The sequence below is a fragment of the Streptomyces sp. MUSC 14 genome, from assembly GCF_001866675.1.
GTDB lineage: Bacteria > Actinomycetota > Actinomycetes > Streptomycetales > Streptomycetaceae > Streptomyces.
The window spans coordinates 24,455-45,713 of record NZ_MLYN01000092.1; the positions used below are offsets into that span (position 1 = coordinate 24,455).

At 69.8% G+C, this 21,259-nt stretch carries 21 protein-coding genes; 8 read left to right on the plus strand and 13 right to left on the minus strand.

Annotated elements, in window-relative coordinates:
* Positions 1 to 126 precede the first annotated feature (126 nt).
* On the plus strand, positions 127 to 1,827 hold the full coding sequence (locus BIV25_RS43495; protein WP_079177272.1) for a protein kinase: 1,701 nt from the start codon (positions 127 to 129) through the stop codon (positions 1,825 to 1,827).
* Between the two features lie 75 nt (positions 1,828 to 1,902).
* Here the strand turns inward: BIV25_RS43495 and BIV25_RS43500 are convergent, their stop codons facing one another.
* On the minus strand, positions 1,903 to 2,883 hold the full coding sequence (locus tag BIV25_RS43500; RefSeq protein ID WP_256257177.1) for a phosphotransferase: 981 nt from the start codon (positions 2,881 to 2,883) through the stop codon (positions 1,903 to 1,905).
* Positions 2,884 to 3,612: 729 nt separating this feature from the next.
* Between BIV25_RS43500 and pdhA the strand changes: the two genes are divergently transcribed.
* Genes pdhA through BIV25_RS43515 form a run of 3 tightly spaced genes read left to right on the plus strand, consistent with a single transcriptional unit; the run spans position 3,613 to position 7,226 of the window.
* The gene (pdhA, locus tag BIV25_RS43505; RefSeq protein WP_071378121.1) at positions 3,613 to 4,854 is read left to right on the plus strand and encodes a pyruvate dehydrogenase (acetyl-transferring) E1 component subunit alpha; all 1,242 of its coding nucleotides are present in this window, start codon (positions 3,613 to 3,615) and stop codon (positions 4,852 to 4,854) included.
* A gap of 1 nt (position 4,855) precedes the next feature.
* Positions 4,856 to 5,833: an alpha-ketoacid dehydrogenase subunit beta gene (locus BIV25_RS43510; protein ID WP_071378122.1), complete on the plus strand. Its 978-nt coding sequence runs from the start codon at positions 4,856 to 4,858 to the stop codon at positions 5,831 to 5,833.
* A gap of 10 nt (positions 5,834 to 5,843) precedes the next feature.
* Entirely contained in the window at positions 5,844 to 7,226 is a 1,383-nt protein-coding gene (locus BIV25_RS43515; protein ID WP_071378123.1) for a dihydrolipoamide acetyltransferase family protein, read from the plus strand.
* 99 nt (positions 7,227 to 7,325) lie between these two features.
* On the opposite strand, the gene BIV25_RS43520 is transcribed toward BIV25_RS43515, so the two are convergent.
* The 7 genes from BIV25_RS43520 to BIV25_RS43550 all read right to left on the minus strand — a co-directional run bounded on the left by BIV25_RS43520 (position 7,326) and on the right by BIV25_RS43550 (position 13,060).
* Complete coding sequence (locus BIV25_RS43520; protein WP_071378124.1) at positions 7,326 to 8,282, minus strand: Bro-N domain-containing protein; 957 nt, start codon at positions 8,280 to 8,282, stop codon at positions 7,326 to 7,328.
* 480 nt (positions 8,283 to 8,762) lie between these two features.
* The gene (locus BIV25_RS43525; protein WP_071378125.1) at positions 8,763 to 9,452 is read right to left on the minus strand and encodes a contact-dependent growth inhibition system immunity protein; all 690 of its coding nucleotides are present in this window, start codon (positions 9,450 to 9,452) and stop codon (positions 8,763 to 8,765) included.
* Positions 9,453 to 9,474: 22 nt separating this feature from the next.
* On the minus strand, positions 9,475 to 9,780 hold the full coding sequence (locus BIV25_RS43530) for an RNase A-like domain-containing protein (RefSeq protein WP_071378126.1): 306 nt from the start codon (positions 9,778 to 9,780) through the stop codon (positions 9,475 to 9,477).
* Positions 9,777 to 10,406, minus strand: coding sequence for a hypothetical protein (locus BIV25_RS43535; RefSeq protein ID WP_143076811.1), 630 nt, complete (start codon positions 10,404 to 10,406; stop codon positions 9,777 to 9,779). The genes BIV25_RS43530 and BIV25_RS43535 overlap by 4 nt, the downstream gene beginning before the upstream one ends.
* 89 nt (positions 10,407 to 10,495) lie before the next feature.
* The gene (locus tag BIV25_RS53865; RefSeq protein ID WP_256257178.1) at positions 10,496 to 12,253 is read right to left on the minus strand and encodes an RNase A-like domain-containing protein; all 1,758 of its coding nucleotides are present in this window, start codon (positions 12,251 to 12,253) and stop codon (positions 10,496 to 10,498) included.
* Positions 12,253 to 12,570, minus strand: coding sequence for a WXG100 family type VII secretion target (locus BIV25_RS43545; RefSeq protein ID WP_071378128.1), 318 nt, complete (start codon positions 12,568 to 12,570; stop codon positions 12,253 to 12,255). Before BIV25_RS43545 ends, BIV25_RS53865 begins: the two co-directional genes overlap by 1 nt.
* A gap of 61 nt (positions 12,571 to 12,631) precedes the next feature.
* The gene (locus BIV25_RS43550; RefSeq protein WP_071378129.1) at positions 12,632 to 13,060 is read right to left on the minus strand and encodes a WXG100 family type VII secretion target; all 429 of its coding nucleotides are present in this window, start codon (positions 13,058 to 13,060) and stop codon (positions 12,632 to 12,634) included.
* Between the two features lie 217 nt (positions 13,061 to 13,277).
* Here BIV25_RS43550 and BIV25_RS43555 point away from each other — a divergent pair, with 217 nt between their 5' ends.
* The gene (locus BIV25_RS43555) at positions 13,278 to 14,366 is read left to right on the plus strand and encodes a DUF6183 family protein (protein WP_079177273.1); all 1,089 of its coding nucleotides are present in this window, start codon (positions 13,278 to 13,280) and stop codon (positions 14,364 to 14,366) included.
* Between the two features lie 128 nt (positions 14,367 to 14,494).
* Here BIV25_RS43555 and BIV25_RS53870 read toward each other — a convergent pair whose 3' ends face one another.
* Positions 14,495 to 14,617 carry a hypothetical protein gene (locus BIV25_RS53870; RefSeq protein ID WP_256257179.1) on the minus strand — a complete coding sequence of 41 codons (123 nt, stop codon included), beginning with the start codon at positions 14,615 to 14,617 and terminating at the stop codon, positions 14,495 to 14,497.
* 413 nt (positions 14,618 to 15,030) lie between these two features.
* Here BIV25_RS53870 and BIV25_RS43560 point away from each other — a divergent pair, with 413 nt between their 5' ends.
* Positions 15,031 to 15,567: a hypothetical protein gene (locus tag BIV25_RS43560; RefSeq protein ID WP_256257180.1), complete on the plus strand. Its 537-nt coding sequence runs from the start codon at positions 15,031 to 15,033 to the stop codon at positions 15,565 to 15,567.
* 52 nt (positions 15,568 to 15,619) lie between these two features.
* On the opposite strand, the gene BIV25_RS43565 is transcribed toward BIV25_RS43560, so the two are convergent.
* The 3 genes from BIV25_RS43565 to BIV25_RS43575 form a co-directional block, all read right to left on the minus strand.
* Positions 15,620 to 16,696 carry a DUF1648 domain-containing protein gene (locus BIV25_RS43565; RefSeq protein ID WP_256257181.1) on the minus strand — a complete coding sequence of 359 codons (1,077 nt, stop codon included), beginning with the start codon at positions 16,694 to 16,696 and terminating at the stop codon, positions 15,620 to 15,622.
* Positions 16,693 to 17,040, minus strand: coding sequence for a GntR family transcriptional regulator (locus BIV25_RS43570; RefSeq protein ID WP_071378132.1), 348 nt, complete (start codon positions 17,038 to 17,040; stop codon positions 16,693 to 16,695). Before BIV25_RS43570 ends, BIV25_RS43565 begins: the two co-directional genes overlap by 4 nt.
* Positions 17,041 to 17,167: 127 nt before the next feature.
* On the minus strand, positions 17,168 to 18,079 hold the full coding sequence (locus tag BIV25_RS43575) for a D-alanyl-D-alanine carboxypeptidase family protein (RefSeq protein ID WP_071378133.1): 912 nt from the start codon (positions 18,077 to 18,079) through the stop codon (positions 17,168 to 17,170).
* 189 nt (positions 18,080 to 18,268) lie between these two features.
* Between BIV25_RS43575 and BIV25_RS43580 the strand changes: the two genes are divergently transcribed.
* Both BIV25_RS43580 and BIV25_RS43585 read left to right on the plus strand, forming a co-directional pair.
* Entirely contained in the window at positions 18,269 to 18,940 is a 672-nt protein-coding gene (locus BIV25_RS43580; RefSeq protein WP_071378156.1) for a GntR family transcriptional regulator, read from the plus strand.
* The gene (locus BIV25_RS43585; protein WP_071378134.1) at positions 18,937 to 20,247 is read left to right on the plus strand and encodes a nitrate/nitrite transporter; all 1,311 of its coding nucleotides are present in this window, start codon (positions 18,937 to 18,939) and stop codon (positions 20,245 to 20,247) included. The genes BIV25_RS43580 and BIV25_RS43585 overlap by 4 nt, the downstream gene beginning before the upstream one ends.
* A 128-nt stretch (positions 20,248 to 20,375) precedes the next feature.
* Here BIV25_RS43585 and BIV25_RS43590 read toward each other — a convergent pair whose 3' ends face one another.
* Complete coding sequence (locus BIV25_RS43590) at positions 20,376 to 21,200, minus strand: maleylpyruvate isomerase family mycothiol-dependent enzyme (protein WP_071378135.1); 825 nt, start codon at positions 21,198 to 21,200, stop codon at positions 20,376 to 20,378.
* Positions 21,201 to 21,259 lie beyond the last annotated feature (59 nt).

Consider the following 21,259-nt stretch of genomic DNA (forward strand, 5'->3'; position numbering starts at 1 on the left):
CGGTCACGCTCGTGGCTGGTCCCGGTTCCCGTTCCGAACCGGTGGCACCCACGAACCCTGTAGCGTGGCCGACGGAGACCGTGACAACACCGCGCGCACCGCGGGCAGAAACGACGGCGAGGACTGATGGCACAGACGCAGCGCGCCCAGGGCCCGTCCGACCCCGAGGCGAGTGGCGGCGGCATGTCGGACGCGCCGGAGTTGTGGGGCAACGGCGGGCTCGTCGGCGACGGCCGCTACCGGCTGACCCACCGGCTGGGCCGGGGTGGCATGGCCGAGGTCTTCGCGGCCGAGGACGTCCGGCTGGGCCGGACCGTGGCGGTCAAGCTGCTCCGTGCCGACCTGGCCGAGGACCCGGTCTCCAAGGCCCGCTTCACCCGCGAGGCACAGTCCGTCGCCGGCCTCAACCACCACGCGATCGTCGCCGTGTACGACTCCGGCGAGGACACGGTGCCCTACGGCGGCTCCGCCGGGGGCGGCGGCCAGTCCGTGCCGTACATCGTGATGGAGCTGGTCGAGGGCCGCACCATCCGCGACCTGCTGATGAACGCCGAGGCGCCGGGCCCCGAGCAGGCCCTGATCATCGTCTCGGGCGTGCTGGAAGCGCTTGCCTACTCGCACCAGCACGGCATCGTGCACCGTGACATCAAGCCGGCCAACGTGATCATCACGAACAGCGGCGCCGTCAAGGTGATGGACTTCGGCATCGCGCGTGCGCTGCACGGCGCCCAGTCGACGATGACGCAGACCGGCATGGTCATGGGCACGCCGCAGTACCTCTCCCCGGAGCAGGCGCTCGGCAAGGCCGTCGACCACCGCTCCGACCTGTACGCGACCGGCTGCCTGCTGTACGAACTCCTCGCGCTGCGGCCCCCGTTCACCGGCGAGACCCCGCTGTCGGTGGTCTACCAGCACGTCCAGGACATGCCGACCCCGCCGTCGCAGGTCACCGACGGCTGCCCGCCGGAGCTGGACGGCCTGGTCATGCGCTCGCTCGCCAAGGAGCCGGACGACCGGTTCCAGACGGCCGAGGAGATGCGCGGGCTGATCCAGTACGGCCTGCAGATGCTCTACGAGGCGGGCGGCCACACGGGCACCTGGAACACCGGCCCGGTGCAGTCGCACGACGGCCGGCACACCCCGGCGGGCGGCTTCGCGGGGACGACCGCGATGCAGCACCCGGGCGACTTCGGTTCCGGCACCGCGCAGATCCCGCAGCCGATCCTGCCGTCCCGGTACGGCAACGGCGACGACGGCGGCTTCGAGGGGCACGGCAACAGGGGCGGCGGACGCGGCAAGCTGTGGATCGTCGCGGTCCTCGCGGTGATCGCGATCGCGGCGGGCGTCGCGATGGCGCTGAACCACTCGGGCGGCAGCGGCAAGAACGGCGGTGACACCAAGCAGTCGACGACGCCCTCGCAGTCCGCGTCGGACGACTCGAACTCCCCGTCGCCGTCGGACAGCAGCACCGACCAGCCGACCGACCCGGGCACGTACAACGGCTCGGACACCGGCTCGGGCGGCACCGGCTACACCCCGACGGACCCGCAGACCTCGCAGTCCGACACCAAGAGCCCGACGGATCCGCAGACCTCCCCGTCGCAGTCCACGGGCACCAGCACCGCCAATGGCGGTACGACCGACGGCGGTACGACCGACGGTGGCACGACCAATGGCGGTACGACCGACGGCGGTACGAACACGGGCGGCACGACCAACGGCGGTACCACCAGCGGCACCACCAATGGCGGCACGACCACCGGCACCACGAACGGCGGCACGGACGCGAGCGTGACCTCCGGCGTGGCGGGCGACCCCACCGCTTGAAGGACCCCTCCGGCGCCCGTGACGGCCTCCCCGTGAGCCGGTCGGTGCCCGGGGCGGGTGCGGTCGCGGGCGCCGTCAGCCCGTGAACGCCTCGCAGACGGCGTCGTACTCGCGCGTCCACCACACCACGAGCGCCGACGCGGCCGGGAACTGACAGTCCGCGCGCGTGTCACGGCGTTCGTAGTGCCAGCGCAGCATCCAGAAGTCGTTCAGCCGCTCCCACCACACCCGGTGCACGGCCGCCGACAGCTCCGAGGGCGTGGCCCCGGCCGCGCGCCGGTACGCGCGCGCGTAGGCGCGTACCTTCGGCAGGTCCAGGGCGCCCGCGGGGCGTACGAAGAAGATCACCGCAGCACGTACGGCCTCCTCCGCGCGGGGCTGCACGCCGAGCCGGTCCCAGTCGACGATGGCCGCGGGCGCGCCGTCCTTGTAGAGCAGGTTGAACGGGTGGAAGTCGCCGTGCACCCAGCCCACCGAGCTCCCGCGCGGTGGGCGCCGGTCCGCGTGCTGTTCCAGGAGCGCGCGGCGTTCCAGGAGCCGGTGCCGGGCCAGTTCGTCGAAGGCGTCGGCGGGACGGTGGCGCCGGACCCTGCCGAGCAGGTCGTCGATGAGGTCGAAGGTGTCGGCCGGGTCGGCGCTCTCCACGGGATGGGGGCTCGTGGCCGGACGCGTGCGCCCCTTGGGTGGCATGACGCGCTCCAGGCAGGCGTGCACGGCGCCCAGGACCGCTCCCAGACGCGCGCTCTCGGGCCGGGTGAGCTGGCCGCCGTGGCGGTGCCGGCCGTCGATCCAGGGGTGCAGGGCGTAGGCGTGGCCGCCGACGACGGCGACCGTACGGCCCTCGCGGGACGCGAGCGGCACGGGGACGGGGACGCCCAGGTCGGCCAGGCGCCGGGTGGCCAGGTGACGGCGCTCGATGGCGGCGGGGTCGGCGGTGTCGGGGTCGAAATGGTGCTTCAGGAAATAGCTGCCGCGGGTGGTGCACACCCGGTATGCGCGATTGAGCAGGCCCTGCATGACCGGTTCACAGGTGAGAGCACTACCGGCGGAGTACATGCGGAGCACGTCGCCCAGAGGGGGCGCTTGGGGTACGAAGGGTGGTACACAAGAGCGCGGCACGCCGCAGATGCTAGGGCACGAAAAGCCCCCGTGAGCTGGGGGTTGTCACAAACAGTCGGCGATGATCGCTTTCGGTCACGCGGCAGGCTTTATCAGAGATTTCCGTTGCTTTCGCCCTTTTCAGAAAGCCGACTCGAAACGCAATTCTTGATCGCCTTCTCGGTGGGAAGCAAACGCTCGCTCCCGCCCCGGTGGGGCCGCGGCGGATCTCCCGTTGGCCGGAACGCGTACCCGCGTGTCCCCGCCGCGGTGCCGGGCTCGACGGAGGGCGTTTCGTGGACATCCCGGCGCACGGACTCGTGGCCATCGAGGGGAAATGCCATGATTTTTACGCCTTCGCGTATGCGGCCTGTCTCACACGCAGACTCTTCCCGTGACCTGGGTGCGCGGGATAACGTGCGCATGCTCCGGCCGTTCGCGAGGCTGTGACCAGCACGCTTCCCGCTCCCTCGAATTTACTTGGAAATCCAATCAAAGGCGCAGGTCAGATGGGGTTTCACAGAAATGTGAGGCACTGGGTAACGTGTTGGTTGCAGGGCGCTCGCCGGGGCACCTGTCACGCCTGTTCCCGGCCGAGTGGCACCCACCCCGTGCCCCGTGGTCGAAACAGGTGAGCCGCACTGGCCTACCGGCAACCCCGGGGGCCGGAACGACGGAGGAGCACACGTGACCGTGGACAGCAGTGCCGCGCGCCAGCCGCGACGCAGCGCCGCAGACAAGGCCGGCAAGACCGGTACCGGAGCGAAGTCCGGCACCGCGTCCGGAGCCACCGGTACCAAGCGCACCACCCGCACCACCCGTACCGCCGCGAAGAAGAGCGCCGAGCCCGAGCTCGTCCAGCTCCTCACGCCCGAGGGCAAGCGGGTCAAGAACGCCGAGTACGACGCCTACGTCGCCGGCATCACCCCCGAAGACCTGCGCGGCCTGTACCGCGACATGGTGCTCACCCGCCGCTTCGACGCCGAGGCCACCGCCCTCCAGCGCCAGGGCGAGCTGGGCCTGTGGGCCTCCCTGCTGGGCCAGGAGGCCGCTCAGATCGGCTCCGGGCGGGCCACCCGTGAGGACGATTACGTCTTCCCGACCTACCGCGAGCACGGCGTCGCCTGGTGCCGCGGGGTCGACCCGACCAACCTGCTCGGCATGTTCCGCGGCGTGAACAACGGCGGCTGGGACCCGAACAGCAACAACTTCCACCTCTACACGATCGTCATCGGCTCCCAGACGCTGCACGCCACCGGCTATGCGATGGGCATCGCCAAGGACGGTGCGGACAGCGCGGTGATCGCCTACTTCGGCGACGGCGCCTCCAGCCAGGGCGACGTGGCCGAGTCGTTCACGTTCTCCGCGGTCTACAACGCCCCGGTCGTGTTCTTCTGCCAGAACAACCAGTGGGCGATCTCCGAGCCGACCGAGAAGCAGACCCGGGTGCCGCTCTACCAGCGCGCCCAGGGCTACGGCTTCCCCGGCGTCCGCGTCGACGGCAACGACGTGCTGGCCTGCCTCGCGGTGACGAAGTGGGCGCTGGAGCGCGCCCGCAGGGGCGAGGGCCCCACCCTGGTCGAGGCGTTCACCTACCGCATGGGCGCCCACACCACCTCCGACGACCCCACCCGCTACCGGGCCGACGACGAGCGCGCCGCCTGGGAGGCGAAGGACCCGATCCTGCGCCTTCGCCGGTACCTGGAGGCGTCAAACCACGCGGACGAGGGATTCTTCGCGGAACTCGACACCGAGTCCGAGGCGTTGGGCAAACGAGTGCGCGAAGTGGTCCGCGCCATGCCCGACCCGGATCATTTCGCCATCTTCGAGAACGTGTACGCGGACGGGCACGCGCTCGTCGACGAGGAGCGCGCCCAGTTCGCCGCCTACCAGGCGTCGTTCGCGGACGCATCTGAAGGGGGTCACTGACATGGCCGAGAAGATGGCGATGGCCAAGGCCATCAACGAGTCGCTGCGCCGTGCCCTGGACACCGACCCCAAGGTCCTGGTCATGGGCGAGGACGTCGGCAAGCTCGGCGGCGTGTTCCGGGTGACGGACGGTCTGCAGAAGGACTTCGGCGAGAGCCGGGTCATCGACACCCCGCTGGCGGAGTCCGGCATCGTGGGCACCGCGATCGGCCTGGCCCTGCGCGGCTACCGCCCGGTAGTGGAGATCCAGTTCGACGGCTTCGTCTTCCCGGCCTACGACCAGATCGTCACCCAGCTCGCGAAGATGCACGCGCGCTCGCTGGGCAAGGTCAAGATGCCGGTCGTCGTCCGCATCCCCTACGGCGGCGGCATCGGCGCGGTCGAGCACCACTCCGAGTCCCCCGAGGCGCTCTTCGCGCACGTGGCGGGCCTGAAGGTGGTCAGCCCCTCCAACGCGTCGGACGCGTACTGGATGATGCAGCAGGCCATCCAGAGCGACGACCCGGTGATCTACTTCGAGCCCAAGCGCCGTTACTGGGACAAGGCCGAGGTGGACGTCGACGCGATCCCGGCGCCGCTGCACAAGGCACAGGTCGTCCGCGAGGGCACCGACCTGACCCTGGCGGCGTACGGCCCGATGGTGAAGCTGTGCCAGGAGGTCGCGAACGCGGCGGCCGAGGAGGGCAAGTCCCTGGAGGTCCTGGACCTGCGCTCGGTCTCCCCGCTCGACTTCGACGCGATCCAGACGTCCGTCGAGAAGACCCGCCGCCTGGTCGTCGTCCACGAGGCGCCGGTGTTCTTCGGCTCCGGCGCGGAGATCGCCGCCCGGATCACCGAGCGCTGCTTCTACCACCTGGAGGCCCCGGTGCTCCGGGTCGGCGGCTACCACGCCCCGTACCCGCCGGCCCGCCTGGAGGAGGAGTACCTGCCGGACCTGGACCGCGTGCTCGACGCCGTCGACCGCTCGCTGGCGTACTGAGGAGAGGGTCGTGACGACGATGACGGAAGCGTCCGTACGCGAGTTCAAGATGCCGGACGTCGGCGAGGGACTCACCGAGGCCGAGATCCTCAAGTGGTACGTCCAGCCGGGCGACACGGTCACCGACGGCCAGGTGGTGTGCGAGGTCGAGACCGCCAAGGCGGCCGTCGAACTGCCCATCCCCTACGACGGCGTGGTCCGCGAACTGCACTTCCCCGAGGGCACGACGGTCGACGTGGGCACGACCATCATCGCGGTGGACGTGGCGGGCGGCGCGCCGGCCCCGGCGCAGACGGAGCCCGCGGTGCCGGCCGAGGCCCCGGCGGAGGAGCCGAAGCCGGAGGGCCGCCAGCCGGTCCTGGTCGGCTACGGCGTGGCGACGTCCTCCACCAAGCGCCGCCCCCGCAAGGGCTCCGAGGCCACGGTCCCGGTACCGGCCCAGGCGATCCAGGCGGAGCTGAACGGCCACGCCGCCCCGGCCGTGGACAAGCCCCGCCCGCTGGCCAAGCCGCCGGTGCGCAAGCTGGCCAAGGACCTCGGCGTCGACCTGGACACGGTCACGCCGTCCGGCCCCGACGGTGTCATCACCCGTGAGGACGTCCACGCGGCGGCCACGCCCGCTGCGGCCGCACCGACGGTCGCCGCCGCCCCCGTGACGCCCGCGTCGGCGCCCGTGGCGTCGTACGACACCGCGCGCGAGACCCGCATCCCCGTCAAGGGTGTCCGCAAGGCGACGGCCACGGCGATGGTCGGCTCGGCCTTCACCGCGCCGCATGTCACGGAGTTCGTGACCGTGGACGTGACGCGCACGATGAAGCTGGTCGAGGAGCTGAAGCAGGACAAGGAGTTCCAGGGCCTGCGGGTCAACCCGCTGCTGCTGATCGCCAAGGCGCTGCTGGTCGCGATCAAGCGCAACCCGGACATCAACGCGTCCTGGGACGAGGCCGCCCAGGAGATCGTGCAGAAGCACTACGTCAACCTGGGCATCGCCGCGGCCACCCCGCGCGGCCTGATCGTGCCGAACATCAAGGATGCGCACGACAAAACGCTCCCGCAGCTGGCCGGGGCCCTCGGCGAGCTGGTGGCGACGGCCCGCGAGGGCAGGACGTACCCGGCGGCGATGCAGGGCGGCACGATCACCATCACGAACGTCGGCGTCTTCGGCGTCGACACCGGCACACCGATCCTCAACCCCGGTGAGTCGGCGATCCTCGCGATCGGTGCGATCAAGCTCCAGCCGTGGGTCCACAAGGGCAAGGTCAAGCCCCGCCAGGTCACCACGCTGGCGCTGAGCTTCGACCACCGCCTGGTCGACGGCGAACTGGGCTCCAAGTTCCTCGCGGACGTGGCCGCGATCCTGGAACAGCCGAAGAGGCTGATCAGCTGGGCGTGAGGGGCTTCAAGGGCTGTTGAGACCCTGAGTGGGTAGCCTCGTAGCCACGGGAGGGCGGCCGCAACTACGACTTGCGACCGGCCTCCCGTGCTCAGCCGTTCACCGGTTCAACACGTACACCGGCGCCCCGTCCTCGGCCCCGCCCCGGGAACGGATACAGGCGTGCCGCCGCAGCAGCCGTAGACATTCATTGACACGCCGCACCGAGAGCCCCGTCCGGGCGGCAATGGATTCGAGTGGCTCGCGCAGTTCGCCCTTGTCCACGAGGACGGGAGCGATCACCACGGCCACGGCCCACACGTCCTCCGTCACGGACAGCCGCTGTCGCCAGTCCGCCAGGACGGACTCCGTCGTGGGCAGAGCCGTGGAGGCGTTCGCCGGCGGCACGGGACGGCCGAGGGCCAGGACGTCGAGGCGGTCGGCGATGCGCTGCATCGCCGTCGCCATGGCTTCCTGGGCGCTGATGGCGGCCTGCTGCGTGGCGAGCAACTCCCGCTGCACAGCCAGTGATTCGCGCTGTGCGGTCGCGAGATCCTCGTCCACCTGAAGGTTGTGCGCCTCCAGCCGGACGATGGCCTCCGCCACCTGCTCCGGCATGGCGTAGGCGATGGGAGCACCGGGGTCGGCGGGCTGTACCTCGGCTTCCTCCAGGGTGTAGGACCCCTCCCGCTGGACGGTCTCGATGACCTCGGCGACCCACTGCTTGAAGGGAGCGCAGGTGGCTTTCGTACAGGCCTGGACGAGGAGGACGAGACCCTGCAGAGAGATGACGTTCAGGTCTCGGCGCCACTCTCTACCTGCGGGAATGCTGAGACCGTAACCTCCAGTTAGGGTCTCAAGAGACTCTCGATGGCCGCCGGGGACATGGTCGGAGAGCGCCTTCTGCGGATTGGTGTGCCCGAGTTCCTTGCACACATCCACCGCCGGAAACCAGTGACTCCCGTCCGGCATCGTCAGCCGCCTGACGCGGGCGCCCGTCGCCGCGTACACGAAGTCGCTGACGTCGATCGCCTCGTGCCGGCGGGGCGAGTCCGGCTGCTTGCTGGGTTCGATCATGTGAACCACCTCCGCTGCGGAACGTAGAGCGGAGGGAATCGAATATGCCAACTGCAAGCGGGAAGTTCACGATTGAGGGTGAAGCTCACCGGGAACGCGGGACGGCGGGCTCCAGCGTCAGCCCTCGCCGACCTGGATCAGCACGGTGGAGCGCCGACCGTCGGTGCCGGTGACGAGGCCTTCGAAGGTGCCCTCGGCCTTCGGCGAACCGGCCTATGCGTTCCACGGCACCGCGCGCCGAGGGTTTCCAGCGCCTCCTCGACCTGCCGAGCGGATGACAGACCCTCCGGGCCGGTGGCGTGCCGCTCCCAGTCCTTCCGCAACCGTCGCGGAACGACGTGGACTTCGGCGGCGACGGCGGCCTGGATCCCCTTGGTGCCTCCGGCCGTCGGCGAGAGCTGCCCCGAGCGCACGTACACACGTCCGTCGTGGGCCAGTCACCTCGTCAGCGCCGACAACTCAGCCCGTCAGCAGGGCACTTCACTCCGCCAAGGCGGTCGGACCGTAGTCGGCACGCGGCGTGGCAAGCCGCTCGGCGACCAGCGCCAGCCAGCCGCTCGGCGAGTACGGCGCGGGTGCGTCGACTTCCATGCCCAGTTCGGCGACGGCGAGGGCGTAGTCGGACTCGTCCAGGTCCAGGGAGAGCAACTCATGGAGCTCTCCGACGAGACGGGCCACGAGTTGGGGATCGGTGGAAGCCCGGTAGTCATCGACTGCCGCATCGTGTCCGTCGAACTCGTCCGGCATGTCCTGGAAGAACCAGCCGCCGAGGAACTGGCCGAGCTCAGGAAAACGGGCGTGCCATTCCCAGTGGGTGGCGGGGGGCGCCAGGGGCGGTACCTCTCCGCTCTCGACGCTGTGCTTGATGTGGTCGGCGAGGCAGTACAGCCACTGCTTGACGTCGCTCTCGGCCCGGCCGGTGTCGGGGATGGCGTAATACTCGCCGAGGCGCAGCCGGAGCCGTCCGGGAGGGTTGTCGGCGTAATCCCGCAGTTGCCGCTCGGCGATGGCGAGGGCCCACGGTCGGTTGTGCCAGGCGTACCGGAGGTAGGCGACCAGGGCCTCACTGGGCTGATCCGGGGTGTCGTCCGCGGGCTGCCCGAGGTAGGCGCGCATGACCTGGTCGAGTTCGCCGTAGCGACGGTCGTGTTCTAGGGGACTCAAGGGCACGATGGTCAGCCTCTGCGGGTCTCTACAGATAGACGGGGAACGTGGCGTGGACGGCGAAGCCGTGCGGGCGCGATGCGTCCCGCTTGAGGATCACCCGGGCGGCGTGTACGTCCACCGGCTCCCGGCCGGCCAGCATCATCGCCCGCAACAGCACGCGCCCGACCGGCTCGGACCGCGACGGCCAGGAAGCCTCGATGGTCAGGCGCGGGCGCGAGGACTGGGCGAGCCAGCGGTGGATGAGCTGCTCGTTCGCGGTGACGACCTGCTGGGTGGCCCATTGGGCCGTCTCCCGGTCGGGGTAGGTGGCGGTGCGCTGTGTGGTGTTCATCGTTGGTCGTGGTCCGGCGTCGTGAGAGGGGCGGGGTGTTCGTGCCGCATGTGGCTGTTGACGGCGTCCAGCAGCATGGTGAGCGTCGCTGCGGTGGCCCAGGGCATCGTGTGCGAGAGGCCGGCTCCGGAGTCGGCCGAATCCAGGAGGCGCACGAGGGCGGACTCGGCCTCTGCGGCAACAGGGCCGAGAAAGTCCCCGCAGAAGGGATGCTCCGAGTCGATCGCGGCACTGATCGCCTCCTCCAACGACGCGTACTCGCCCGACCCGATCCAGTTGTCATGGAACCCTCGGAGCATGCGGAAGCGGATGTCAGTGTCCCACCCGGCGCCTGCGGACGGGGTGGTCGCACCCGCAGTGTCCCGCTCGATGGCTCGAAGGGTTCCCGCCAGGGTGCGCAGGTACTCGGCTCCGTCCAAGCCGGCTGCGGCACGAGCGAGCTTGGCTGTGAACTCCTGCGGCAACTCCCCGTGCTGCCCGTCGAGATACTGGGCGGTGAGATCCAGAAGGGCCGTCACCGTGGTGACGGGACAGAGCCACTGGGCCTCGTTCGACGACTGCACCAGCCTTACGAAGGCCGCCAGTTCGTCGGTCAGCGAGTATCTCCCGCCGGATTCCTGGCACATGACGGCGAGATCCAGGATTCTGGCCGTCGGGCCTCTGTCGAAGGCGGACCACGTGAACGATGGCAAGGTGTTTCCCTCCATGGAATTTCTCAGCTCACCGGCATGGAGGTGACAACGATGAACGGAGGATTGAGTCCGTCACGGTATCTTAGTACAACCCGGACTTTGTGAGTGTCGCTTGCCTGGGCTCGGTCGCCGTTCTGCGCGTAGTCGGCACCGCTGACGGTGGAGCCGGTCACGTCGTTGAAAGAAAGCTCAACAGGCGGCTGGATCTTTGAGTTGTTCGGGTCATAATTTGGATTGTTTCTCTGTCTCCTCTTTACGCCTTCAATCCATTTCTCGATCCGATCGGCGTTGTCGACGTCGTCGAGGGCGGCCTGGGTGTATCGCTGGGCCGATGCCAGGTCCTTGAAACTTGAGGCGGAGCTGGCGCTCGAGTCGTCTCGGAGTCGTGCCCTCAGCTGGTCGTCGGTCAGGCCCACGTGCTTTTCGATGGAGTGACCGCCGTAGAGCCCTTCGTCGCTGGCCAGGTCAATCGGAAAGAAGTGGTTCTTCTCGTCCTGGTCGACGGTGTATTGGTGTTCGTTCTTGAATTCGTGGAGGGATCGGCTGCCGAAGCCTTCGGCCCTGGCCTCCTCGGCGACGAACGTGGGCGCGCTTCTGAGTGCTTCGTCCAGTTCCCATTCCAGGGCGAGCAGCGTGGTGGCGGCTTCGTGGAACTTCTGCTGGTAGATCTCGACGGCTTTGTCCGCCGCTTCTCGGTCCATGTGCTTCCGGAACGTCCAGACCAATGTCGCGAACATCTGGGGGCCCGCGAGTTCGAGTATCTTCAGCGGGTTCCCACTGGTCAGCTCATCCACCATCCCCTGGGCGGCCTTCTTGGCGAGACCGGTGGTGGTCTGCCGGCACGTCTGCGCGGCCTGGACCAAGTCGGAACAGGTCTTCTGCAGGGTGTCGGCGGTGTGCTGCAGAACCTCCAGGATCGGCCGGCGCTGATCCGGCGCGACGGTCCCCGAAGTCGCCCAACTGCGGCCGCCCTGCTGAGTGGTCTGCCCCTGTGTGTCACGGGTCTGTCCCCAAGGGGTGGTCCCCCAGATCGACTGGCAGAAGGACTTCATCGCGCTCTGCCACTCGTTGTTCCCCTGGGGGTCCGTCATGTACGCGATGGCGGACGTGAAATTGTCACCCGCTTTGAGTGACGTTTTTCCGGCCTCCTGCCATGCGCTTGCCATGCCTTTGAGGTCATCTTCGCGGGCGCCGGGGGTTATTTCATGGGTCTTGCCGAGGTTCAGACCGTATTCGATGGCAGGCCGGATGACGCCCGCGATGAAGTCGGGGATCTCGCCGAGGGCTCCGGAAATCGCCCATGAGTCGGCGTCCTGGCCGGTCCCGGACCACTTGATGTCGTTGATCTGCCCGTAGTCGGGTGCTTTGTCGATGACGACGGGCGGTGTGCGGCGCGGCGGGGGACCGTACATGCCTCGCGAAGCCCAGTCCGCCGCCTGGTAGTTGTTGGCCGTCAGGGTCAGACCGACAGCGACACCGCCGACGCTCACCACGCTGGCCGCCCAGACCTCGATGAACTTCTGGGCGATCTGCATATAGGCCTTGGCGAAGGCGTCGGGCCCCGATCCCGTGCCCGCCGATTGACTGTACTTGTTGAGGGCGCTCACCAGCGTCGTCGCGCCCTTGTCGTAGTCGAACTGCCCGTCGCGTACCACGGCCGAGGTGTAGTACAGGTGCGGCGGCTTCAGATCGAAGCCGCCGCCGGAGCCGGGCGCGGTCGTCTTGAGCTGGTCCCGTTCCTGCTGACGTTGGGCATCGCTCGGACGCGTTCCCGTACCCATCAGGCGGCGCCCCAGCCGCGCAGGACCGCCTGGTGGGCTGCCGTGTAGTTGGCGTGGCCGGTGGTGACGTACCCGTGAAGCCACTTCTGGTCCGCCTGGAGATCCTGGGCGGAGCGGTCCCATTCATCCAGTTTCTGGACGAAGATCTCGCGGGCCTCGCCCTTCCAGGACAGGACGACGGGTTCGACACGGCCGTAGAGGTCGTCGAGTCTGTCGTTGAGCTTTTTGAGGATGTCCTCCAGCTCGACGGTGAGTTCCTGGAGCGTGCTGAAAGACACCGATATGTGGTCGTCGGCAGGACCGGATCCGGTCGGCATTCTCATCCCCCTGGTACTTCCTGCGTATGTCGGTACCGCAGGTCTGTCGTGCCTGCTCGTATCAGTACGAGTCGAGACTGCTGCGCGGTTGCGACGCGCTGTCGGCCGCCCCGGCCGCCCCGTGCGGGGTGGACAGCTTGTCCACTTCGCTGTCGATGTCGACATGGATGCCACGCATGCGTTCGAGCACGCCCAGATCCGTTTCGGAGAAGCCGTCCCGGCTGAGCCGTACAGCCTCCTCCAACTGCTTCATCGCCTCACGGATGCGCACGGCGTCCTTGGCGGCCGCTCGGTGGAACTTCCGATACGTCGTGGCCGCCGGCCCGCGCCAGCCGGCCTCGATGCGGTCGACGAGCTCGTCCATGCGTCGGACCTGTTTGTCGAGATGGTCCTGCATGCCGTCGAGGTCTTCCGCGAGTCTGGTCAGGTCCTTGGACGAGACGTGGAGGTCGGCTTTTCCGCCGTGCTCTGGTCCTGCACCTCGAACCATTCCGTATGCCTCCCCCGGACATGGGCAACACTGCTGCTTCACTGATGTCGTCATCCTACGGAGGACGACTGACACCGGAGCCAGGCCTTTTGCCGACGGTGTTCAAGAACGCATCAAGTTAATGCGTAAATGTGACGGAACGACAGCACGGCGCGCCGGGTGACGCCGTGCGGGAAGCCGAGGTACGCAGGGCGCAAGCGTGCGGGGAGGGAACGAGGTGGAGCAGTACTCATGGCACGAGATCGAGACCTGGGCGAAGAGAGGGGAGACGGAGCGGATCACCGACCTCGGTACGGTCCTGGCCGAGCAGCGGCGCGAGACGTACGAGCGGCTGCGGATGCTGGACGGTGATCTCGGGCACGTACTGCGGGTGCTGGCGCTCACCCCTGGGCGGCGGTTCGTGCAGCAGTTGCTGCCGCTGGCGGTCCAGGCCGGGCAGGCGCGTATGGGGCACGGGTGCGCACCTCGTCTGCTCGCTTCCCTGATAGCCGAGGCGCAACCCTTGGAGGACGCTCTGTACGTCCTTCGGGACAGCGGCGACAGGCACGAGGAACTGCGTGCCTGTCTCTTTCATGAACTACTGCTGCGCGGAACCGATCCCGAGACGCTGGTACCGCGTCACGCGCTACGCCCGGACCGGACGCTGCACCGCCTCGCTTGGCTGCCCGACCGGCTCGCGGACATGGAGCGCGGAGCCGGCTTCCACAGCCGGTCGTACCAAGGCAGAAGGAAGGGCTTCAGGTACGGTCTGTCCGCCCCGGTCGGCGTGGACCGGGGCGCACGCAGGGCAGCCGCCGCCGGGCACGTCCTACGCGAGGTGTCCTCGCTCGACGCGATCGCGGCGATCGGGTGGCCGCCCGAGGCCGGCGGCTGGGGCGACCACGAGGCCCGTGTGTTCGTCGCCGACCAACCGATACCCCGTGACGAGGTCCTCGCCGTCCTGGCGACCTTGCCCATGGACTGTGTGGCGGGGCTGGGCGACGACGACAGGTTCGAGGGAGAGCCGTGCTCCCTCGACGACGTCTGGCAGACGCTGTTCGCCACCGGATCGCTGGGCGGGATCTATCACGAGGGCATCTACGGGGCGTACGGCCGCCTGGCCGCCTGGCGTTCCATCGCGGAACTGAGCGGTGCCGGGCCCGCCGAGAGTGCGCAGGAGGTCGAACGCCGGGCCAGGGCCTGTGCCTGGTACCGCTTCGAGGCGGATTCGGAATGGTTCCACAACGAGTTGGACGACTACGGCATCGCCGCCCTCACCCCGGACGGGCGGCGGCTCGCTGTCCTCGCGGCCACGGACACGGACTGACGGAGCCGGCGGTCACGTCCCACTCCGCCCACACCGACTTGCCGACGGCCAGGGGCTCCACGGCCCACCTGTCGGTGAGCGCCTCCACGATCAGCAGCCCTCGTCCGAACTGCCCGTCGGCACGGGCGCTACGTGCCTGCGGCAGCCGCTTCGACCGGCGGATCCGTGGGGGCGATACGGAGGGTCGCGCCGTGCAGGGTGGTCTCCAGCCGGAACAGCCGGCCCCGCAGACAGCCGTGCAGTAAGGCCATTGGTGCACAACTCACTCGCGACCAGGGCCGCGTCGGCGTCGGCACCGGGATGCCCCGCGGAGGACGAGCTGGGCCACGTGGTGTCTGGCGTGGGGAACGGGCCGCTTCGTGTCGGCGATCCGGACCGTGGACGGACGATCACGCCCGTCCTGGGGCGCAGGCTCGGCGGAGAGCTTCTGCGGATGCGGGAGGAGTGCGATCCACGGCAGGCGCATGCGGCCGAGGCGTTGCGGCTTCGATCACGAAGGTCGCGAGGAGCGAACGAGACTACGTGCCGTTGCGTGACTCGGATGTGCGGGCGCGCATCCACCACCGTGTCCGCGACCGACTTCAGCGACTGTCCACCCCTTCCCGACGGTGTCGACCCGGCCCGCTGGAGATGCGAAGTGCACACCGCGGCACCACGGTTGACGATGGGCAAGGTCACGGTGACGTTCGCCCCGATCACCATGACGCACGCGGAGGGCCCGCTGCCGGACGGCGGCGACGGGCAGGTGTGGGGCGCGATGCACAGCAGGCCGACCGCCGTACCGGGCGGACTGACCGGTACCCCCGCGGGCGATCGCCCGGCGGCCCTGGGGCTGGCGATACAGCCGGAGTACGGAGGCCGGTTCGACGCCTACACCGGCCGGTTCAGCCTCCGCCTCCGGCTCTTGAGCCCGCTGCTGCGGCACGGCTGTGCCGTCGGGGCGAGCGCACCCGTCGACTTCCAGCTGAAGCGCTCCGGCCCCTCCACGTGGCTCTCCCAGGACCCGCCCGTGATCACGTTCTCGGCGTACGACGACACGTTCACCGCCCCGGCCGCCGAGGACTGCGGTCCCCTCACCGGCCTCCTCAACCACCGGTTCGGTCTGCCGGCGGCCACGGGAAACCTGATGACCTACGACGCCATGTACACCTTCAAGACCTACGACCAGCTCCCGGCGAAGGAGGGCCGACGCATACGCTGACACCGCCTCAGTCGTTGTCGCCTCTGCTGATGCCGGCTCGGTCGATGCCGGTTCAGCCCCGTCGGCGCAGGGAGTTCAGCAGGGCCGCGCCGCGCTCGGCGTCGTCCACGCTGACCGCGAAGTCGCTACGGCGGCCCCGGGGGCGTACGACCAGACAGTCGCCGGCGCGCAGCATGACCGTCGTGCCGAGGCCGCTGAGGCGGTAACCCCAGCCGCCGACCTCGGACGGGCGGCGCTGTTCGGCGCGGGCGGACTCGATGGCGGCGGGGGACCAGTGCCGGGCGGGCCAGCCGAGGGGGCCGAACGCCACCTCCAGGCCCGTTTCCGACACCTTCGCGCGGACCGAGGAGAAGACGCCGCCGACGAGGGCCGTGACGCCGCAGACCGCGAACACGGGCCACAGCGCGGCGGGGTTCGCCAGGCCGCCGGCGAGGGCCACCAGTGTGCCGGCGGCGACCAGGCCGGTGGCGGCGGACAGCAACTGGAGCCAGGGGTTGGCCGCGTGGGAGAACCACGCCAGCCGCTCCCCCTCGGGCAGGTCCAGCTCGGGTGGTGCGGTGGCGGGTGCGGCGGAGGCGACGCGGACGGCGATCCGCCAGGCGACCGCCAGGGCAGCTCCCGTCAGGACCAGGACCAGCACGATGGCCCAGGCCGGCTGGCGGGCATCGTGCCAGTCCGTGCGGTCGAGGTTGGCCCGGACGACGGACGCCTGCGCGCTCACGAGGGCGGTACCCGTGGGGGCCAGGACGATCCCCCGCCAGGGGCGGGTGCCCGCCCGTGCGCGAAGCCGGCTCAGGGAGGCCGCGAGGGCGATCAGCAGCCAGATCCCGGCCGGGAACACGGCGGCCGCCCACAGCGGCATCGACCCGTCGGGGGCGCCGGGGCCGCTCCAGTGGGTGGCCAGGCGGCCGGGGAGCCGGCCGCGGGCGGCCCAGGGCAGGCCCGCGAGCAGTGCGGTGACGGCCGCGACGCACCCCGCGGTTCCCCAGCGCGCGGCCCGTTCACCGCGTTCACCGTGCCCACCGCGTTCACCGTGCCCACCGTGCCCACCGCGTCCACCGTGCCCACCGCGTCCGTCGCTGTCCGCGGCCGGACCGGCGCCGTCCTTCTTGTTGTCCCCGTCCGTCATGAGATCCCCCGGATCATGTCGATGAGGTCGGTGCGGCTGTAGCCGAGCCGGGAGGCTTCCGCGACCAGTTCCCGCACCCTGAGCTGCAGTCCGGACCGCCGGGCGGCCCCCTCGGCCACGGTGATCCCGCGGCCCCGGCGGAACTCCAGCAGGCCCTCGTCCCGCAGTTCGCGCAGGCCGCGCAGGACCGTGTTGACGTTGATGTCCAGGGCCTCGGAGAGATCGCGGGCGGAGGGCAGCCGCTCCCCGGCGTGGCACTCGCCCTCGGCGACGGCCCGTCGGATCGCCGCCGCGACCTGCTCGTGCAGGGGGCGGGTGTCGGTCTTGTCCAGACGCAGCAGCATGGTGCCAATGACACTAGCACCATTCACTTCATCTCATGGCGTCCGGCATCGCCCAGGTGGTGCCCGGGAACGGCGACGGGCCCGCCGCTGGTCGCGACGGGCCCGTGGATGTCTGTCCGGCCGGGCGTCAGCCGAGCCTGGTGAAGCCGTAGGAGAGGAGCTTCTTGGCGTCCGACTCGCGCTGCGGGATGGACGTGGAGGCGAGGACGGTGCCGATGATCGTCTTGCCGTTCCGGGTCGCGGCGAAGACCAGGCAGTACTTGGCCTCCGGGCCGGAGCCGGTCTTCACGCCGATGGTGCCGCTGTAGCTGCTGAGGAGCCCGTTGGTGTTGGTCCACGCGGCCATCGTGCGGGTGCTGCCCGTCTTGGTGATGGTCTTCGCGGTGTAGGCCTTCGTCTTCACGATCGCGCGGAACGTGGCGTTCTTCATCGCGCTGCTGGCGATCTTCGTCAGGTCGCGCGGCGTCGAGAAGTTGTCGCCGTTGCCGATGCCGTCGAACGAGTCGAAGCTCGTGTTCTTCAGGCCCAGGCTCTTGGCGGCGGTGTTCATCTTGCCGATGAAGTTCTTCACGCGCGCGTCGCGGGTGGAGCCGGAGCCGTACGTGTCGGCGAGCGCGTAGGCGGCGTCGCAGCCGGACGGCAGCATCAGGCCGTACAGCAGCTGGCGGACGGTGACCTTGTCGCCGACGATCAGGTGGGCCTGGGAGGCGTTGTTCTTGACGACGTAGTCGCTGTACGCCTTCTGGATCGTCACCTTCTTGTCGAGGTTGAGGTTCGACTGGGCGAGCACGACCTTGGCGGTCATGATCTTGGTGGTGGATCCGGTGGACCGCTTGGTGTCCGCGGCCTTGGTGTAGAGCGACGCACCGTTCGCGTTGTTCATCACGTAGCCGCCGGCGGCCACGATCGAGGGCGCCGTGACGGCCTGCGCGGGCACCGCGGTGAGGGCGCCGGTCGCGAGCAGCGCGCCGGAGGTGACGGCGACGGCGGCGCCTCTGCGGATACGGGTCCTGCGGGTGCCGTGAATGCCGGTAATCAAAGTGAAGTACCCCGATTGTCTTGAATGCCCCTGAAGTGCGGCCGAGTTGAGGTGGCGAGAGCAGAGGGCCGCACACGTGTGACACGTAAGTAGCACACAAGGTTGTGCGGTTGCTGCCGGGGACTTCGGTCCCGTCCGGATCGTGGACGTCGGCGTCACATGCGTACGTGTTGTATCTATTCTGTGGGCATGAAAACGGCCGTCCAGCAGCCAGCGTCCCCGATCAAACAGCCACCTGCCGCCGACCGCGTCTACACCCACGTCAAACAAGGTGTCCTCGACCGCCGTTACGAGGGCGGGACGCTGCTCACCGAGGGCGAGCTGGCCGACGCCGTCGGGGTCTCGCGCACCCCTGTGCGCGAGGCGCTGCTGCGGCTGGAGGCCGAGGGGCTGATCCGGCTCTACCCGAAGAAGGGCGCCCTCGTGCTGCCCGTCTCCGCGCAGGAGATCGCCGATGTGGTGGAGACCCGGCAGCTGGTCGAGGAGCACGCCGCGCGCAAGGCCGTACCCGCGCCGCCCGCGCTGCTGGAGCGGCTCGCCGCGCTGCTGGAGCAGCAGAAGGCGCAGGCCGCCGCCGGTGATCTGGCCGGAGCCGCGGTGACCGACCGCACCTTCCACGCGGAGATCGTGCGCAGCGGCGGCAACGAGATCCTCTCCCGGCTCTACGACCAACTGCGCGACCGCCAGCTGCGGATGGGTGTCGCCGTCATGCACTCGCACCCGGACCGGATCGCCAAGACCCTGGCCGAGCACGAGGAGATCCTGGAGGCGCTGCGCGCCGGGGACGCGCAGGCGGCCGTCGGGGTCGTGCACCGGCACGTGTCCTGGTTCGAGCACCTCGCGCGGGGTGAGGTCCGATGAGCGTCACGACGGGCAAGGTCACTCTTCCGGGTGACCCGCCGGGCGGCCGTCGCGCCGCCGCCGTATGGTCCATAGGCGTCGCCGTCTACTTCGTCGCCGTCATCTTCCGTACGTCACTGGGTGTCGCGGGTCTGGACGCCGCAGACCGCTTCCACGTGATCGCCTCCGCGCTGTCCACGTTCTCCATACTTCAACTGCTGGTCTACGCCGGCATGCAGATACCCGTCGGCCTGCTGGTCGACCGGCTCGGCACGAAGAAGGTGCTGACCATCGGCGCGGTGCTGTTCACGGCCGGGCAGCTCGGCTTCGCCTTCTCGCCGTCGTACGGCACGGCGCTCGCCTCCCGGGCCCTGCTGGGCTGCGGCGACGCGATGACCTTCATCAGCGTGCTGCGCCTCGGCACCCGGTGGTTCCCGGCCCGGCGCGGTCCGCTGATCGCGCAGCTCGCCGGGCTCGTCGGCATGGCCGGCAACCTGGTCTCCACCCTGGTGCTCGCCCGGCTGCTGCACAGCATCGGCTGGACCCCGGCGTTCGCGGGCAGCGCGCTCGCCGGTGCCGTGGTGCTGGTGCTGACGCTGCTGTTCCTGAAGGACCACCCCGAGGGGTACGAGCCGGAGCCGTCCCCGCACCGGGGCGCGGCCTACGTGCGGCAGCAGATCCTGGCGTCCTGGCGGGAGCCGGGGACCCGGCTGGGGCTGTGGGTGCACTTCACCACCCAGTTCCCCGCGATGGTGTTCCTGTTGCTGTGGGGCCTGCCGTTCCTGGTCGAGGCCCAGGGGCTGAGCCGGGCCACGGCCGGCGAGCTGCTGACGCTGGTCGTGCTGTCCAACATGGTGATCGGGCTCGTCTACGGCCAGATCGTCGCCCGGCACCATGCGGCACGGCTGCCGCTGGCGCTCGGGACGGTGGGGGCCACGGCGCTGATGTGGGCGGCGACGATCCTGTACCCGGGGGAGCGGGCGCCGATGTGGCTGCTGGTGGTGCTGTGCACGGTGCTCGGGGCGTGCGGTCCGGCGTCGATGCTCGGCTTCGACTTCGCGCGGCCGGCCAATCCGCCCGAGCGGCAGGGGACGGCGTCCGGGATCACCAACATGGGCGGGTTCATCGCCTCGATGACGACGCTGTTCGCGATCGGGGTGCTGCTGGACGCCACGGGTGACGACTACGACGTCGCGTTCTCGTCGGTGTTCGTGCTGCAGGCGCTGGGCGTCAGCCAGATCCTGCGGCTCCGGGGGCGGGCGGCCCGGCGGGAGCGCGAGCGGCTGGTCGCCAGCCGGGTGGAGACGGTGCACGTGCCCGCGGCCTAGCCGACGCGCGCTCCCGCCCGCGCGTCACCCGTCTCCAGCGGACCGAGAGGCCGGACAACCCGCTGTGACACTCCGCTGTGACAACCCGCTGCGCGCTCACCGCCGACAGCTGCCCGCCACGACACCGCCTACGGCGTCACCGTGAAGTTGCGCAGGATCGCCGCCGTCAGGTCCGGGTCGCCCTCGGTCTTCACCCGGTCCGGCACCGCCTCCGGGGTGACGCGGCCGCAGGCCAGACGGACGAAGGTCTCCCAGTCGAGCGAGAGCGTGGCGGCGGGGCCGAGGGCCGGGGCCGTCTCCAAGGTGCCCCGGCCCTGGATGTCGACGCGGATCGTGCGCAGGAACTCCACCGGGCCGTGCACGTCGAAGACGATCGCCGAGCTGCGCGGCGCGTTCGCGTCCTTCGCGACGACCTTGGGGAGCGCCTCCAGAAGGACGTCGCGGACCACGTGCGCACCCGGCGAGTCGAGGTTGCCCGGCAGGCCGAGGGCCGTGCGCAGGTCCTGCTCGTGCACCCACACGTCGAACGCCCGGGTGCGATAGGCCTGCTCCAGGGTGACGTCCTTGCCGAGCGGGCCGCGCACCGTGGTGCCGGGGTCGCGGGACTCGTTGCGGTGCTGGCGGTTGCGCCGGATGATCGTGTACTCCAGCTCGGCCGTCATCTCCGGCGCCGTGTGATGGCGGCGGCTGTCGACCTGCATCTCCATGTAGCGCTGGTGCTCGGTCCTGACGTGGAAGAGGTCGCTCGGCAGGGAGTGGATGGGGCGCGGGTCCCCGAGCATCTCGCAGTCCAGGCCGATGACGTGCGACACGACGTCCCGGACCGACCAGCCGGGGCAGGGAGTCCGCCGGTTCCACTCGCCCTCGACGAGCGGCTGCAGCATCCCGGATATCGCTTCGACGGAGTGTGTCCAGGCGTCGGCGTAGGGCTGGAGGGTGGGATGCAGACTCACGGAACGGGACCCCTCGGCGGTCGGTACACGGGCAGGTTGTGGCGGCGTTGCCAGCGGGC